Origin of the sequence: Brooklawnia propionicigenes (assembly GCF_030297015.1) — a bacterium.
GTDB classification, from domain to species: domain Bacteria; phylum Actinomycetota; class Actinomycetes; order Propionibacteriales; family Propionibacteriaceae; genus Brooklawnia; species Brooklawnia propionicigenes.
Genome location: NZ_AP028056.1, coordinates 1,613,379 through 1,628,183, shown reverse-complemented (window position 1 = coordinate 1,628,183; position 14,805 = coordinate 1,613,379). Strand labels below are relative to the sequence as shown.

General features: G+C 64.6%; 16 protein-coding genes and 1 pseudogene. 12 read left to right on the top strand and 5 right to left on the bottom strand.

The window, feature by feature from the left end; genetic code table 11:
- Positions 1 to 81: 81 nt before the first annotated feature.
- From QUE25_RS07320 to QUE25_RS07305, 4 genes and pseudogenes are all read left to right on the top strand, one after another.
- On the top strand, positions 82 to 1,032 hold the full coding sequence (locus QUE25_RS07320; protein ID WP_286263559.1) for a carbohydrate ABC transporter permease: 951 nt from the start codon (positions 82 to 84) through the stop codon (positions 1,030 to 1,032).
- Positions 1,033 to 1,947, top strand: coding sequence for a carbohydrate ABC transporter permease (locus tag QUE25_RS07315; RefSeq protein WP_286263558.1), 915 nt, complete (start codon positions 1,033 to 1,035; stop codon positions 1,945 to 1,947).
- A 192-nt stretch (positions 1,948 to 2,139) separates the two neighbouring features.
- Positions 2,140 to 2,610, top strand: coding sequence for a helix-turn-helix domain-containing protein (locus QUE25_RS07310; RefSeq protein WP_286263556.1), 471 nt, complete (start codon positions 2,140 to 2,142; stop codon positions 2,608 to 2,610).
- Positions 2,499 to 3,156: pseudogene (locus QUE25_RS07305) on the top strand (IS630 family transposase); the annotation flags it as partial. The gene QUE25_RS07310 and the pseudogene QUE25_RS07305, both read left to right, overlap by 112 nt.
- A 138-nt stretch (positions 3,157 to 3,294) precedes the next feature.
- On the opposite strand, the gene QUE25_RS07300 reads toward QUE25_RS07305, so the two are convergent.
- Positions 3,295 to 3,558, bottom strand: coding sequence for a GlsB/YeaQ/YmgE family stress response membrane protein (locus tag QUE25_RS07300; protein WP_286263551.1), 264 nt, complete (start codon positions 3,556 to 3,558; stop codon positions 3,295 to 3,297).
- Between the two features lie 597 nt (positions 3,559 to 4,155).
- Here QUE25_RS07300 and QUE25_RS07295 point away from each other — a divergent pair.
- Complete coding sequence (locus tag QUE25_RS07295) at positions 4,156 to 4,713, top strand: Dps family protein (RefSeq protein ID WP_286263549.1); 558 nt, start codon at positions 4,156 to 4,158, stop codon at positions 4,711 to 4,713.
- Positions 4,714 to 4,843: 130 nt separating this feature from the next.
- Here QUE25_RS07295 and QUE25_RS07290 read toward each other — a convergent pair whose 3' ends face one another.
- On the bottom strand, positions 4,844 to 5,338 hold the full coding sequence (locus tag QUE25_RS07290) for a Dps family protein (RefSeq protein WP_286263548.1): 495 nt from the start codon (positions 5,336 to 5,338) through the stop codon (positions 4,844 to 4,846).
- A gap of 253 nt (positions 5,339 to 5,591) precedes the next feature.
- Between QUE25_RS07290 and QUE25_RS07285 the strand changes: the two genes are divergently transcribed.
- The gene (locus QUE25_RS07285; protein WP_286263546.1) at positions 5,592 to 6,461 is read left to right on the top strand and encodes an SDR family oxidoreductase; all 870 of its coding nucleotides are present in this window, start codon (positions 5,592 to 5,594) and stop codon (positions 6,459 to 6,461) included.
- A gap of 77 nt (positions 6,462 to 6,538) precedes the next feature.
- The gene (locus tag QUE25_RS07280) at positions 6,539 to 7,177 is read left to right on the top strand and encodes a response regulator transcription factor (RefSeq protein ID WP_286263544.1); all 639 of its coding nucleotides are present in this window, start codon (positions 6,539 to 6,541) and stop codon (positions 7,175 to 7,177) included.
- 68 nt (positions 7,178 to 7,245) lie between these two features.
- On the opposite strand, the gene QUE25_RS07275 is transcribed toward QUE25_RS07280, so the two are convergent.
- Together QUE25_RS07275 and QUE25_RS07270 are read right to left on the bottom strand one after the other, a co-directional pair.
- Entirely contained in the window at positions 7,246 to 8,727 is a 1,482-nt protein-coding gene (locus QUE25_RS07275) for an NAD(P)(+) transhydrogenase (Re/Si-specific) subunit beta (RefSeq protein WP_286263542.1), read from the bottom strand.
- A gap of 6 nt (positions 8,728 to 8,733) precedes the next feature.
- Positions 8,734 to 10,284: a Re/Si-specific NAD(P)(+) transhydrogenase subunit alpha gene (locus QUE25_RS07270; RefSeq protein ID WP_286263540.1), complete on the bottom strand. Its 1,551-nt coding sequence runs from the start codon at positions 10,282 to 10,284 to the stop codon at positions 8,734 to 8,736.
- A 215-nt stretch (positions 10,285 to 10,499) separates the two neighbouring features.
- Here QUE25_RS07270 and QUE25_RS07265 point away from each other — a divergent pair, with 215 nt between their 5' ends.
- Complete coding sequence (locus tag QUE25_RS07265; RefSeq protein WP_286263539.1) at positions 10,500 to 11,468, top strand: 2-hydroxyacid dehydrogenase; 969 nt, start codon at positions 10,500 to 10,502, stop codon at positions 11,466 to 11,468.
- A gap of 70 nt (positions 11,469 to 11,538) precedes the next feature.
- Here QUE25_RS07265 and QUE25_RS07260 read toward each other — a convergent pair whose 3' ends face one another.
- The gene (locus tag QUE25_RS07260) at positions 11,539 to 12,126 is read right to left on the bottom strand and encodes a class I SAM-dependent methyltransferase (protein WP_286263537.1); all 588 of its coding nucleotides are present in this window, start codon (positions 12,124 to 12,126) and stop codon (positions 11,539 to 11,541) included.
- A 114-nt stretch (positions 12,127 to 12,240) separates the two neighbouring features.
- Here QUE25_RS07260 and QUE25_RS07255 point away from each other — a divergent pair, with 114 nt between their 5' ends.
- From QUE25_RS07255 to QUE25_RS07240, 4 genes are all read left to right on the top strand, one after another.
- Entirely contained in the window at positions 12,241 to 12,459 is a 219-nt protein-coding gene (locus QUE25_RS07255) for a hypothetical protein (RefSeq protein WP_286263534.1), read from the top strand.
- Positions 12,456 to 13,157 (top strand): HAD family hydrolase, encoded by a 702-nt coding sequence (locus QUE25_RS07250; RefSeq protein WP_286263532.1) that lies wholly within the window; start codon positions 12,456 to 12,458, stop codon positions 13,155 to 13,157. Before QUE25_RS07255 ends, QUE25_RS07250 begins: the two co-directional genes overlap by 4 nt.
- A 5-nt stretch (positions 13,158 to 13,162) precedes the next feature.
- A complete protein-coding gene (locus QUE25_RS07245) occupies positions 13,163 to 13,660 on the top strand; it encodes a GNAT family N-acetyltransferase (protein ID WP_286263530.1) in 498 nt (165 codons plus the stop codon).
- 90 nt (positions 13,661 to 13,750) lie between these two features.
- Positions 13,751 to 14,758: a serine hydrolase gene (locus QUE25_RS07240; RefSeq protein WP_286263529.1), complete on the top strand. Its 1,008-nt coding sequence runs from the start codon at positions 13,751 to 13,753 to the stop codon at positions 14,756 to 14,758.
- Positions 14,759 to 14,805 lie beyond the last annotated feature (47 nt).

Below are 14,805 nucleotides of genomic sequence, written 5' to 3'. Positions count from 1 at the left end.
GGGCTGGTGGGCGCCGATCTCGCGCCGCACCGGTCCGATCGCCGGAACGTCGATTCACGCTAGGGGGACAGGACAAGACAAGTGGCAGATAAGTTCATACAGCTCATCTTGGCCATCGCCATGCTGGCGGTGGTCGTTGCATTGCTGCTCGGCGCGGCAAGCCTGGCCCGTGGCAGGCATGGCGATCGCGTCCGGGCCATCTTCTTCGTTGGGCCGACGGTCGCACTGGTCGCCGTCGGATTGGTCTGGCCGACCATCCTGACGATCGAGAAATCATTCCGGGGGTTGGCCGGCACCGGTTCGGTCTCGATCTCGAACTACGTGGCGATCTTCACCCGCGGCGACCTGCGGACCTCGATCATCAACACGGCGGTGTGGGTGCTGCTCGTCCCACTGCTGGCGATCGCGATCGGCCTGCTCTATGCGATCATCGTGGACCGCACACCGGTGGAAGCGATAGCCAAGACCCTGATCTTCCTGCCGATGGCGATCTCCATGGTGGGCGCATCGGTGATCTGGAAGTTCGTCTACGAATACAAACCCACGCAGGCCCCGCAGATCGGGCTGCTCAACCAGGTGCTCAAATCATTCGGGTTCGAAACCAAGCAGTTCTTGATCATGAGCCCCTGGAACAACCTCTTCCTGATCGTCGTCATGATCTGGATTCAGGCCGGATTCGCGATGACGGTGCTGTCCGCGGCCATCAAGGCGATCCCCGACGAGGTCATCGAGGCGGCCAAGATCGACGGTGCCACCGGCTGGTCGTTGTTCCGTTTCATCACGTTGCCGAGTATCCGCAGTTCGCTGATCATGGTGCTGACGACGATCGCGATCGCTGCGCTGAAGGTCTTCGACATCGTCCGGACGATGACCGGCGGCAACTTCGGTACTTCGGTGGTGGCCAATGACTTCTACTCGTCCAGCTTCACCCAGAATCAGCCGGGATTGGGGTCGGCGCTGGCTGTGCTGCTGTTCATCTTGGTATCGCCGATCATCGTGTACAACGTGCGACAGTTGAGGCAGGTGAGTTAGATGAGCGCGCTCGTCATTCCTCCAACCGAGAGTCTCAGCTTGGAGCAGCCGAAACGCAAGCGCCGGCATGATCCGACGCGGGCGACCACCTCGCCGTTGGCGACCGCCATCGCGATCCTGATCGCAACGGTCTGGACCGTGCCGACGATCGGCCTGCTGATCACCTCATTCAGGCCGCAGGCCGACATCACCCGGTCGGGTTGGTGGACGGTCATCACCAATCCGGATTTCACGCTGGACAACTACGTCAGGGCGTTGTCGGGCAGCGGCTCGTCGTCCATGCTCGACTATTTCGTGAACTCCTTCGTCATCACGATCCCGAGCACGCTGTTTCCACTGGCACTGGCCGCCTTGGCTGCCTATGGCTTCTCGTGGCTGCAGTTCCCCGGACGCGACTGGCTGTTCATCGCGGTCTTCGCGCTTCAGGTCGTTCCTTTGCAGGTGGCGCTGGTGCCGCTGATGCAGATGTACGGCACGCTCGGCATTGACGGCACCTACTGGACAGTCTGGATCTCGCACACGATCTTCGGGCTGCCCTTGGCCGTCTTCATGATGTTCAACTCGATCCGCGATCTGCCGCCGTCGCTGGTGGAAGCCGCGACGATCGACGGTGCGGGCCCGGTGCAGATCTTCCTGCGTATCGTGCTGCCGCTGGCTACTCCGGCAATCGTTGCCTACGGCATCTTCCAGTTCCTCTGGACGTGGAATGACCTGCTGGTCTCGATGGTCTTCCTGGGTGGCAGCTCCGGGGTGGCGCCGCTGACCGTGTACATCTCGCAGCTGTCGGGCAGCCGCGGTTCGGCCTGGTACCTGCTGAGCGCGGGAGCGTTCATCTCCATGGTCATACCGGTCGCGGTCTTCCTGATCATGCAGCGCTACTTCGTTCGTGGCCTCACGGCCGGTGCGGTTAAGTAGGCACCACAACCAGTCGCGCCCGCAGCCCCGGAGAATCGAGGCTGCGGGCGCGACTTCTTTCGTGGCCCGGCTAATGCGCCGGTAGCGTCAAGGCGTCAAACGCGAGTACTAGTAGTGTGTCGCTGCTAATGATTTGTGTATGTTGAGGCTTGACTGTTTCCTGACCGATAATCGATCAGGAGGAGCCGCGTGATGCCCAGACCGAAGGATCATGTCGTTGAGTTGACGGATGCTGATCGTGCGTCGTTGACGCGGGTGGTCTCGCGTGGCGCGCACCCGGTCAGGACGGTCATGAGGGCGCGGGTTCTGCTCGAGCTCGACGAGAACGCCAGGGCGGTGCCGCACAGGCGGGTCGTCGCGGAGCGAGTGGGCGTGTCGATACAGACGGTGTATCTGATCGCGAAGCAGTTCACGGCCTCTGGCGGGGATGTTCATGCGGTGATCCACCGCAAGAAGCGGGTCACGCCGCCGGTGCCAGCGAAAGTGACCGGGGATGTCGAGGCCAGGGTGATCGCGTTGGCGTGCACAAGGCCACCGGAAGGGTATGACCGGTGGTCGCTGCGGCTGCTGGAGAAACACGTGGCCCTCACCGACGGGATCGGGCCGCTGGATCACTCCACGATCGGTCGGACCCTGAAAAAAGGGGGCTTCGTCCTCACCTGAAAGCGTGCTGGACGATCCCGCCCAAAGCCAACGGCGAGTTCGTCGCGCGGATGGAGGACGTGCTGGAGGTCTACCACCGCCCCTACGACCCGGCCGTTCCGGTGGTCTGTATGGACGAAAAGCCATACCAGCTCCTCGGCCACGCCCGCGATCCGATCCCTGCCTGCCCGGGCCACGACCTCAAAGAAGACTCCGAGTACGTCCGGCACGGCACCTGCTCGATCTTCGTGTGGGTCGAGCCCCTCGCCGGCCGCCGCCGGGTCGACGCCCGGGCGCAGCGGACCCGGATCGACTGGGCCACGGAAATCGATCAGCTTCTCAACGTCGACTACCCCGACGCGCAACGGGTCGTCCTGGTCATGGACAACCTCAACACGCACACCCTCGGTTCGCTCTACGAAGCGTTCGAGCCAGCCAAAGCACGCGCGCTGGCCGAGCGGCTCGAGATCCACTACACACCCAAGCACGGCTCCTGGCTCAACATCGCCGAGATCGAGCTGTCCGCCCTGACCCGCCAGTGCCTGACCCGCCGGATCGACGACCTCGACATCCTCAACACCGAACTCGCCGCCTGGCAGGCCGCAACCAACGACGACGAGCGCCAAGTCCGCTGGCAGTTCACCACGACCGACGCCCGCATCAAACTTCACCACCTATACCCAAACACTTAGCAGCGACACACTACTAGGCGCGCCTGCGGCCGCCGAGCAATCCGTAGATGAACAGCACCAGCAGGGCACCCAGGATGGCGATGAGCCAAGTCTGCAGACTCCAGAAATTCTCAAGTCCGACACCGAAGATTGCGCTACCGATCCAGCCACCGAGCGCCGCTCCGATGACACCTACGACGAGCGATCCGAGCCACCCTCCGGGGGCGCGGTCCTTCAGGATCGTCTTGGCGATCGTACCTGCGATAAGTCCCAAAATAATCCAGCCGAAAAATCCCATAATTTTCCTTCGCTCTCAGGTTAGGGGTATTGACAGAAAGCCCAAGGCACTGCGCGCTGACGAGCAGTTACGCCCACGCAGAGTACATCCACAATCGCCTCAGGGGCACCACATGGCGGTCAGCTCTCCGGACAATTCAGACAACACTCGATATCTGACCTCCGATCTGAACTAGCACCAAAAACTCGGAATCCGCTCCCTTGTTTTTGATCGGCTACATCCAGCATATGACGGTCATACAACGAACCGGCCATCCCTAACGCGGATGGCGGTAGGCAGGATCATCGGCTGGCCGCAGCTATCGCGATCATTCAAACACAATAGATAGCTTGACCGATTCCACCCATAGGGGTGTATTACGATCGCCGACGGACCGGCACTGTTGCGCTATGAGCCTGTGCGCATATGACGTGTGCGTTCTCCACGACTGTGAGATTCACCCGCTCGCACAGTTATGCCACGCCCACGCCCAGGCCCTGCCCGCCGAAGCCCCCGCTCGGTGGGCAAGCACCACCGTGGCCCGGCCGCGGTCCCCCCAGAAAAGCCGAGTCACGGTGGTGCACAGATACATCTCGTCGATCAGATCGGAGATACCAGATGACCAGCACAATCAGTCCATCCAAGTCGCAATCCGTCCAGGTGACCAGCTTTCAGAATGCCGAAGGCGGATTCAAGGCGTCCGCCGCGCTGGCGCGCGATCTGGAACGAGTCCTGGTGGATCTCATCGCCTTGCAGCTGGTCGCTAAGCAGGCCCATTGGAACATCGTCGGCGCAAACTTCCGAGATCTCCATCTGAATCTGGACGAGGTCGTCGCCGTTGCCCGTCGGGGTTCGGACGAGGTAGCCGAGCGCATGCGAGCGCTGCACGCCACGCCGGACGGACGCCCCAGCACCGTGGCCGGCGCGACAGCCATCCCGGACTTCCCGCCCGGCGAGATCGACACCCACGATGCGATCAACCTGATCGTGGTAGCCATCGACACCACCGTCGCATCAATGCGCGAGGTTCACGACAGCGTCGACAGCGATGATCCGACCTCCGCAGACATCCTGCACGACTACATTGCGGCGCTGGAACAGCAGGCCTGGTTCGTCGGAGCTGAACTGCGCCATCCGAAGAACACCAAGGCACGCAGCAGTTCTGCCGCCAGCTAACCGCGACGCTGTCCGATCGCCCTCATCGAGTGCACCAAACAGTGCGGCTCCGGCTCATATGAGCCGGAGCCGCACTGTTTGGTCTGGTGGTTTGGTCTGGTGGTTTGGTCTTATGGTCGCCGGTGCCAGGTCAGCGGACCGTGGGCTGACGAAGCTCGGAGCCGATGAACCACGCCTGCTTCTCGAGGTCCTCGATGTACTTGTGCAGGATGTCCGACGTCGTCGGATCCTCGCGGTCCACCTGGTCATGCACCCGGCGAATGGTGCCGACCGCCGCATTGATCGAGGCCACGATCCGCTCGATCGCATCATGCGTGCTGATTTCGCCCTGCGGGAATTCCGGCAGCGTGGTCAGCGCGGCGACTACGGCGGGGCGGCCATCGGGAGCAGCGCCGGTGGCGCGCATGCGCTCGGCGATGTCGTCCGAACCCTCACGAGCAACATGGACCAGCTCGTCCAGGTTGAGGTGCAGATCGCGGAAGTTCGGCCCGACGATGTTCCAGTGAGCCTGCTTTCCGACCAAGTCCAGTGCGATCAGATCGACCAGCACGGCCTGCAGATTGGCTGCCAGTTCGCTCGAGGCCTGGAAAGCGTTCACCGACTTCTGAGGGGCAGAAACTGTCATGGCTCTCTCTCCTAACGTCTTGAGTACCGGTGCAACGGCCTGCGCTTGCTCGCGTGATCCAAGCCAGGCGATCGCATCTCTCGTGCTAGGGGAACACCCCCTGGACGCCCGATATTCCGTGGGCTCGGCGCATCGCGCTAAGTGCGTCCTTACCGCGAACCCCCCATTGGTCCGGACGGATTCGAGTCACGAGCGCCCGAATCCCACCCGTACGGGGGTTTCGTGGTCCGGATCAACCACTGAGACTGGGACTATGAGCGAAACCACCAGCAACGGAATCCCTGCCCAAGAACAGCAGCCTCCGGGCCTGACCTCCAAGATGTCCCCGCGGCCCGACCACGGCGAACAAAGCTGGGTCGGACGCAACCGGCTACCCGGCATGAAGGCCCTGATCACCGGCGGCGATTCGGGAATCGGCCGGGCAGTGGCCATCGCCTTCGCTCGGGAGGGCTGCGACGTGGCGCTGAGCTATCTTCCTGAGGAACAAAGCGACGCCGAAGACACCCAGAACTGGATCGAGAAATCGGGAGCACGCTGCTTTCTGCTGCCCGGCGACATCACCGATGAAGCAACCGCGCGCGGCGTGGTGGACACCGCTGCCGACCTGCTGGGAGGACTCGACGTTCTCGTCAACAATGCCGGCTTTCAGTGGGCCCGGCGGGAACACGGGATCGCCGACGTCACGACTGACCAGATGGATCGCATCTTCAAGACGAACCTCTACGCGATGTTCTGGATGACTCAGCAGGCGCTCACACACATGGGCGAGCACGCCAGCATCATCAATCTTTCGTCGATTCAGGCCTACGATCCCTCGACCCCACTCATCGACTACGCGGCGACCAAGGCGGCCATCAACAACTTCACCGTCAATCTCGCCGCAGAGGTCGGGCCCCGCGGAATCCGGGTGAATGCCGTGGCTCCCGGCCCGATCTGGACGCCGCTGCAGCCAGCCACCAAGAGCGGCGACAGCATGCCCAAGTTCGGGCTCAACACCCCGCTCGGACGACCTGGCCAGCCGGCCGAGCTGGCTGGCGCGTTCGTCTTCTTGGCCAGTCCGCACGAAGCGTCCTACGTCTCGGGCACGGTGGTCGGCGTCACCGGAGGGCGTCCGGTCTTCTGAGTCCGTGCGCTGACGGCCCCGACCGTGCTGGCTGGGTGGCAGTGCCGGCCTGATACACCTGTGAGCAACAATGAGTCATGGACGAATTCGCGCCGGTGACTGTTGCCATCGTCAATGACTACCCGGTGGTGGTCCGGGGAGTCGCCGAACTGCTGAGGGACGATCCGCGTCTGGATGTCGTCGAGATCGACTCCGTGGCCAAGCCGGCCCAGTCGGTCAATGTGGTTCTCTTCGATGCCTTCGCGGCCACACAGGAGGCTGCGGGTGTGACCCGGCTGATCACTGACCCGAGATATGACCGGGTGGTGATCTACAGCTGGAACGTGCAGGAGCCGAGAGTCCGGCAGGCTCTCGGGTTGGGCATCGACGGCTACCTGTCCAAGGCCTTGTCGGCCGGCGAACTCGCGGACGCGCTCGTCCGGGCTCATGACGGGGAGTGCGTGATCGAGTTGGGAGATCTCGCCACCGAGCTGGCGCGCGGGCGGTGGCCAGGCCAGACCGAAGGCCTTTCGGCCAGAGAGGCCGAGATCGTCGCGCTCATCACCCAGGGCGTGACCAACGAGGACATCGCCCGCATGTGCTATCTCAGCATCAACTCGGTGAAGTCGTACATCCGCTCGGCCTACCGGAAGATGGGTGTCGAACGGCGCAGTCAAGCGGTGTTGTGGGGAATCCAGAACGGTATGGTCCCGAAAGTGACCCAGCTGCAGTCCTGACCTCGCAACGCATCAGGCCCGGTCGCCCGCGAAGGACGACCGGGCCTGAACAGACTCGGCTCTATTGGTTACGCGCCGATGGCCGGGCGTGCCTCAGCAGCAGGAAGCGCGGAGTTGATGGAGTCCACCGACGCCTTGGCGTCGCCGAACAGCATGTAGGTGTTGTCCAGGAAGAACAGCGGGTTCTCCACACCTGCATAGCCGGGCTTCATCGACCGCTTGAAGACCACGACCTTCTTGGCCTCCCAGACGTGCAGGACCGGCATACCCGAGATCGGGGTGCCAGGCTCCATCGCGGTCGGGTTGACGGTGTCATTGGCACCGATCACCAAGACGACATCGGTCTCGTCGAACTCGTCGTTGACCTCGTCCATCTCGTAGACGATGTCGTAGGGCACGCGGGCCTCGGCGAGCAGCACATTCATGTGGCCGGGCAGCCGTCCGGCAACCGGGTGGATCGCGAATCGCACCTGGACGCCGGCCTCGGTGAGCCGCTTGGTCAGCTCGGCCACCGGATACTGGGCCTGCGCGACCGCCATGCCGTAGCCGGGAGTGATCATCACCGAACGCGCATCGGCGAGCCAGGAAGCCAGCTCGTCGGCCTTGACCTCCTGGATCTCACCGGCCGGCCCCTCGGAGGTGGCCGCAGCGGTGGTGCCGAAACCACCGAGGATCACCGAGATGAACGAGCGGTTCATGGCCTTGCACATGATGTAGCTCAAGATCGCGCCCGAAGCGCCCACCAGGGCACCGGTGATGATCAGCACGTTCATGCCCAGGGCGAAACCGCTGAAGGCAGCCGCGAATCCGGAGTAGCTGTTCAGCATCGAGATGACCACCGGCATATCCGCACCGCCGATAGCGGCAACCAGGTGGAAGCCCAGGAACAGGCTGAGCAGGGTCAGCACAATGAGCGGGAACCATGAGTGTGAGTTCTGGAACCACACACCAGAGGCGATGATGCCGACCCCGGTGATCAGGTTGATCCAGTTGCGTCCCGGCAGCGTCAGTGGCTTCGACGAGATCTTCTCGGCCAGCTTGCCCCAGGCCACGATCGAACCGGTGAAGGTGACCGCACCGATGAACACGCCGATCCAGATCTCGGCGAGATGGAACCCGACCGACTCGATCTGGTGCCCGGCCAGCAGTTCCTGGCGGGTCTCGATGAAGACGTTCAGCCCGATGAGCACCGCGGCCAGACCGACGAAGGAGTGCAGCTGGGCGATCAGCTGCGGCATGCCGGTCATCTCGACCCGGGTCGCCTTGAACAACCCGATGACCGCACCGATGAGCATCGCAACGATCAGCAGGACCAGCGGAACCACGCCGCCCTTGCCGACGAAGCTGGGCATCTGATCGGCCCAGTCCGCGCCGCGCCACGATTCGGGCGCCCAGACCGCGGTGATGGTCGCGCCGACGGCGAGCACCATGCCCAGGATGCCGAAGGCGTTGCCGCGCTTCGAGGTCTCGAACTTGGCGAGGCCCGCCAGCGCGAAGATGAAGAGCACACCGGCGACGATGTAGGTCGCCTGTACGAAATTGGCTAGCATCGCCGATCAGCCCTTCCGGAACATCGTGAGCATGCGCTGGGTCACGGTGAACCCACCGAAAACATTGATACTGGCTATCAGCACGGCTGCCGTCGCGATGATCTTGATGGCCATGCTGTCATTGCCGAGCTGGCTGATCGCACCCACCAGGATGATGCCGGAGACCGCATTGGTCACGCTCATCAGCGGGGTGTGCAGCGCGGAGGTCACATTCCAGACCACGTAGTAGCCCACCACCAGGGCGAGCGCGAAGATCCCGAAGAGCCGGACGAAAGCAGGCGGCGCGAAGGTGAGCAGCGCGATCGCCGCGACCGCCAGCACCGCGACCAGCCCGAAGCTGATCCACCACGGTTTCGGGGGCTTGGGCTCCTCGACCATCCCGCTGGGCAGTTCCGGCTTGTCGGGTTGTGGCTTGGGGGCAGCCGAGACTTGGATCGGCGGCGGCGGGAAGGTGATCTCGCCGTCGCGGGTGACCGTCATATTGCGCAGCACTTCGTCGTCGAAGTTGATGACGATCTGTCCATCGGATTCGGGAGTGGCCAGCTTCAGCAGGTTCACCAGGTTGGTGCCGTAGAGCTGGCTGGCCAGGGCCGGCAGCCGGCTGGCCAGGTCGGTGTAGCCGATGATGGTCACGTCGTTGTCGGTGACGATCTTCTGACCCGGCACGGTGAGTTCACAGTTGCCGCCGCCCAGTGCCGCGAGATCGACGATGATGCTGCCCGGCTTCATGGCCGCCACCATCTCGGCGGTGATCAGCTTGGGCGAGGGACGCCCCGGGATCGCCGCGGTCGTGATGAGGATGTCGACCTTCTTGGCCTGCTCCATGTAGAGCTCGGCGGCGCGGACGTTGTAGTCGTCCGAGGTCTCCTTGGCGTAGCCGTCGGAGCTGACACCCTGATCGCTGGTCGCGGTGCGCACCTTGAGGAAGGTGGCTCCCATCGATTCGACCTGCTCGGCGGTCTCCGGCCGGACATCGGTTGCGTAAACCTCGGCGCCGCGGGAGTTCGCGGCCCCCAGCGCGGCCAGGCCGGCCACCCCAGTGCCGATGACGAAGACCTTCGCGGGGGCGACCTTGCCGGCCGCAGTCACCTGACCGCCGAAGGTGCGCCCGAACTCGTAGGACGCCTCGACCACTGCCCGGTAACCGGAGATGTTGGCCATTGAGCTCAGCGCGTCCATCGACTGGGCGCGCGAGATACGCGGCACCATGTCCATCGACATGCCCGTCACGCCGCGAGCCTGCAGGGCGTCGAGCAGTGCCTCGTTCTGCCGGGGATTGAGGAAGGTGATCAGCACCGCACCCCTGCGCATGGACTCGAGTTCGTCGACACTCGGCTCGTTGACGGCCAGCACGATGTCGGAGCCCCAGACATCGGTCTTCGACCCGAGCTGAGCCCCAGCCAGCTCGAACGCCGAGTCGGGGAAAGATGCGCGCTGACCTGCGCCGGTTTCGACGACCACTGTGTAGCCCAATTTGATCAGCTGCGGCACCGTCGTTGGTGTGGCAGCAACCCGGTGCTCACCGGGCAGCGATTCGCGCGGAATGCCTATCTGCATGGCGGACAGCTTAGCGGGCCCCATCTGGGCACTGATGCGGGGGGCCATTCGTCCTGACATGGCGCAAGACCTGAGGTTGGCAGGACGCACGAGTGCCGCAGGCCCTAGATTTGAACTCGGGCGGCGGATCAGGAGCGTGGGCACCGACGAGGCTCCGGTCGTCGTGGACGCTATCCGTCGGCACGAGGTTGCATCATCATGCGAGGAGACGAGTCATGGCTAAGGTTTGCATTACCGACGCCGTTCCCGAGGCGGGTCTTGACGAACTGCGCGCCGTCGGCCACGAGATCCGCAGTTGGACCGGCGAACAGCCACCCACGCGCGCCGAGTTGCTCGCCCAGGTCAGCGGCGCCGACGCCGTGCTGAGCGTGCTCACCGACGGGGTGGACCGGGAGTTCCTGGACGCTGCGGGACCGCAGCTCAAGGTGGTGGCCAATATCGCCGCCGGATTCAACAACATCGATCTCGAGCTGTGCAAGCAGCGCGGCATCGTGGCCACGACGACCCCCGGGGTGCTGTTCGACTCCACCGCCGACACTGCGTTCGGTCTGCTGTTGATGGTTACCCGGCGCTTCGGTGAGGCCGAGCGCCTGGTCAGGGCCGGCACACCGTGGCGCTATCGCACCACCTTCATGCTCGGCCACGCCATCCAGGGGATGCAGATCGGCCTCATCGGCGCGGGTCAGATCGGTACCGCCATGGCCCGGCGATGCAAGGCGTTCGGTATGCGGATCGCCTACGCGAGCGAGCATCCGATGAAGGAGCCCGCACGCAGCGAACTGGAGGCCGTCGGCCTGCCGATCGATGAGCTGGTCGCCACCAGCGACGTCATCAGCCTGCACTGCCCGCTGACTCCTCAGACCCATCACATTCTCGATGCCCAGCGGTTGGCGGCCATGAAGCCGGGCTCGTACATCATCAATACCGCCCGCGGGGCCTGTATCGATGAAAAGGCGCTCGTCGAGGCCCTCAAGTCGGGTCATCTGGCGGGCGCTGGGCTGGACGTCTACGAGCACGAGCCGGCGATCGAGCCGGGGCTGCTCGGCATGGAGAACGTCGTCCTGCTGCCCCATCTCGGTTCGGCGACAGTGGAGACCCGCATCACCATGACCGCACTGGCCGCCGCGAATGTCCTTGCCGTGCTGGACGGCAAGCCCGCGGTGACGCCGGCCCCCGGGTTCTGACTCCCCGCTGCGGGGCGGGAGGCCGCCCCACCGGCGACAAGACCGCGAGGCGGCCGCGCGTCGGCAGCCCTCAGGGATGACGCCAGACCGACAGATAGCGCCAGCCGCTGATCCGTTCCCAGCTCGCACCGGGCAGAATCCCCTGGATCGCGTCGCGCGTCTCGGACCAGCCCTGCAGCGCGTCCATCTTGATGGTGTCGGGTTCCCACCTGGTCGCCCCGATGCGTGCCACCAGGTCGCCGGGAATGTCGGCTGCTGACCGCAGCCTTTCGCCGATTCCCTTGTTGCGTGCGTATCCGACGTCCACCAGCAGGCCACCGGGGCGCAGCACCCGGCGCATCTCGACCAGCGCCAACTCCAGCCGGGTCTGATGCAGCACCATGACGGCGACCACGGCGTCGAACGAGTCGTCCGCAAACGGCAGCCCGGTGGCGTCTCCGATCATGAAGTGGGTGTTCTCACCATCGTCGGGAAGCACCCGGGAGTCGGGGTCGATCCCGACGACCTGGTGTCCCTGTTCGGCGAGGTAGCGGGCCAGGGTGCCTTCGCCGCAGCCGACGTCCAGCACGAGCGGGCAGTCGGCGATCAGCTCGGCGACCCGCGGATACTGCTGGGAGTTGTGGTTCCAGCGGTCGGCGAACGGATGATTCTTCGGCATGGAGATACCCCTCGCGGCGGGCTTGACTGTCGCGTCCACCTTAGTGCTCGGAACTGCGGTGATCGGGAGGCGGCATAGAGTTGCTGCGACACCCCGATCACAAGGAGAACGCAGATGACTGACAGGTTGGAGTTCCTGCAAGGAGTCGCCAAGCTGCACGCCTTCTACACCGAACAGGTACGCATGCTCGCCCATGCCTACAACCTCACCGACGAACAGGCGGCGAAACTGCTGGATGGTTACGGCTACTACAACGTGGCGCGCTCGATCCTGCATCCACCGAAAGTGAACGTCATTCCGGTCGTGTCGGACGAGCCCGAGCCGGATGCGTGAGTTCACCTCGCTACCGGGTTGCCGAGACCATCGACACGGTCTTCTTCGACCTGGACGATACCCTCAGCGACTACGGCTCGACTCGCGATGCGGCGGTTCGCGAGTGGGTTTCCGGCTTCACTGATTGGCACCTGAGCCCCGACCAGAGCGCTCGGCGCTGGGAGGAACTCGAGGTCCACTGGTTCGCCAGGTACACCGCCGGCGAGCTCGACCTGCTCGGCCAGCGCGCCCAACGGGTCCGCGACTTCCTGCCAGGGGCCGCCGATTGGCCGCTCGACAAGGCCATTGATGCGTTCGACGAGTTGCGGGCGATCTACGAGTCGAACTGGCGGCCGTTCCCGGACGCCGAAGCTGCCCTGCAGCGAGCGTTGGCTTCGGGACGCCGGGTCGGCATCCTGACCAACGGCGAAACCGACTATCAGACTCGTAAGATGCGCGGGCTGGGCCTGCTGGACGAGCGCCTGGTGATGCTCGCCAGTGGTGATCTGCCGGCCGCGAAACCCGATCTGCGAGCCTTTCAGGCCGCCTGCGCGCGGATGTCGACGTCACCGCAGCGGGCGTTGATGATCGGAGACAATCCGGTCACCGATATCGCCGGCGGCAGCGCCGCGAACCTCACCGTCTGCCAGCTCTGCCGCGACGGCGCACCGCCGGTGACCGAGATCTGGGTGCGCTCACTCGACGAGATCGGTTTCTGATGCCGGTGCCCTGCCGTGTGCAGATCGCCGAGACCACCGATGTGGAGGCACTGATCGTCCCGCATCGCGCGTCGATGGAGGTCGCCTATGCGGGGTACTTCAGCACCCCGTTTCCCAGTGATGAGACCCTGCGCGACGAGTGGCGGACGCTGCAGGCCGCCGGCGCGACCACCCTGCTGGCCCGCTGCGCAGGGAACCCGGCCGGGGTGATCGCCTGGCAGCTGATCGACGGCGAGGGCTTGCTTTCCCGGCTCTACGTGCATCCCGGCTATCAGGGTCAAGGCATTGGCCGGGCGCTGCATGATTCGGCCCTGCGCAGTCTCGCGGCGTTGGGTTGCCGCCGCGCGAACCTGTGGGTCTTGGCCGTCAACGAACCGGCCATCGGCATCTACCAGCACTGGGGATGGCGGCACGTTCCGGACGCGCCACGAGCACCATTCGGGCTGCCCGAACGGCATTTCGTCCGCGATCTCCCCGTTGCCGGCCGCACCCGCCTCGGCTAGCGGGATGAGCTGCCGACAGCCGTGTTCTGCCGGTCAGCGCCGACGCATCACAGGCTCGCAGGTTAGGGTACGGTACCCGGAGGGCAGACGATGAGACTTCAAGGTTGGGCGACGGCCTGCGCGGCAGCCGTGCTACTGAGCAGCTGTGGCGTGCCCACCGACATCGCCGATCCCCCGACCACCAGCAGCGTCGGAGACGCGGGGGACGGCAGCACGGTGGTCTCGATCGGTGCGCTCAGCTGCCGGCTGCCGGACAGCGACCAGGCTCGTACCCAGACAGAGCGCCTGATGGCCGCAGAGACCCAGTTCTCCGGCTCCGGAACCGATAAGGTGGCGTTCGCAGTGCACGACTACCAGACCGGGGTGACCTGCTCGCGCAATGACGGGACCGGCTACGAGGCGGCGAGCATCATCAAGGTGGCCACCGTCGCCGCCCTGCTCTGGCAGATCGAGCAGGACCCCTGGCTGGAGTTCACCACCGAGCAGGAAGAACTGGCCACGGCCGCGATCACGATCTCGGACAACGACGCCCAGGAGATGCTGTGGGAGCTCATCGGCGGCTCGCCGGGCCTGGAGCTGTTCCTCGCGGCTGCCGGGATGAGCCACACCACTACCGATCCCGATGGTGCGTGGGGGCTGACCTCGACCACAGCCGGCGACCAACTGCTGCTGCTCGACGTGCTGGTCGACGGTGAGTTGCTCTCGGCAGGGCATCGCGCCTTCCTGCTGGGACTGATGCGTGACGTCGACCTGGAGCAGGTCTGGGGCGTCAGCTCCGGCGCGCCGGCCGGGCCGTCCATCGCCTTGAAGAATGGCTGGCTGGACGATCCGGTGTACCCCGGCACATCCGGAGGCGATGAGGCCGACTGGCCGCAAGCCCAGGATGGCGCCGGCTCCCCGCAGCGGCAGTACGATCGCCTCGACTCCGATACCGATGACTTCGATGCCACCTGGACGAACAACTCGATCGGCTACATCAGCAGTGCCACCGCGGCCTACTCATTGGCGGTGCTCAGCGATGGAAACGTCTCCGACGAAGCCGGACGCCAGATCGTGAGCCAGACGTCCAGGCTGGTCGTCGAGGCGCTGCTCGGCTGACGGCCCCCGGCCGGCGGAGGCATGCTCACGCGAGGGTGGGCACCAGG

What these genes read in the sequence shown, in the direction of transcription:
- QUE25_RS07240 (WP_286263529.1), top strand. Translation starts at nt 13,751, where the DNA reads ATGAGACTTCAAGGTTGGGCGACGGCCTGCGCGGCAGCCGTGCTACTG.
- QUE25_RS07275 (WP_286263542.1), bottom strand. Translation starts at nt 8,727, where the DNA reads ATGCTAGCCAATTTCGTACAGGCGACCTACATCGTCGCCGGTGTGCTC.
- QUE25_RS07295 (WP_286263549.1), top strand. Translation starts at nt 4,156, where the DNA reads ATGACCAGCACAATCAGTCCATCCAAGTCGCAATCCGTCCAGGTGACC.
- QUE25_RS07260 (WP_286263537.1), bottom strand. Translation starts at nt 12,126, where the DNA reads ATGCCGAAGAATCATCCGTTCGCCGACCGCTGGAACCACAACTCCCAG.
- QUE25_RS07265 (WP_286263539.1), top strand. Translation starts at nt 10,500, where the DNA reads ATGGCTAAGGTTTGCATTACCGACGCCGTTCCCGAGGCGGGTCTTGAC.
- QUE25_RS07270 (WP_286263540.1), bottom strand. Translation starts at nt 10,284, where the DNA reads ATGCAGATAGGCATTCCGCGCGAATCGCTGCCCGGTGAGCACCGGGTT.
- QUE25_RS07280 (WP_286263544.1), top strand. Translation starts at nt 6,539, where the DNA reads ATGGACGAATTCGCGCCGGTGACTGTTGCCATCGTCAATGACTACCCG.
- QUE25_RS07315 (WP_286263558.1), top strand. Translation starts at nt 1,033, where the DNA reads ATGAGCGCGCTCGTCATTCCTCCAACCGAGAGTCTCAGCTTGGAGCAG.
- QUE25_RS07310 (WP_286263556.1), top strand. Translation starts at nt 2,140, where the DNA reads ATGCCCAGACCGAAGGATCATGTCGTTGAGTTGACGGATGCTGATCGT.
- QUE25_RS07290 (WP_286263548.1), bottom strand. Translation starts at nt 5,338, where the DNA reads ATGACAGTTTCTGCCCCTCAGAAGTCGGTGAACGCTTTCCAGGCCTCG.
- QUE25_RS07300 (WP_286263551.1), bottom strand. Translation starts at nt 3,558, where the DNA reads ATGGGATTTTTCGGCTGGATTATTTTGGGACTTATCGCAGGTACGATC.
- QUE25_RS07285 (WP_286263546.1), top strand. Translation starts at nt 5,592, where the DNA reads ATGAGCGAAACCACCAGCAACGGAATCCCTGCCCAAGAACAGCAGCCT.
- QUE25_RS07255 (WP_286263534.1), top strand. Translation starts at nt 12,241, where the DNA reads ATGACTGACAGGTTGGAGTTCCTGCAAGGAGTCGCCAAGCTGCACGCC.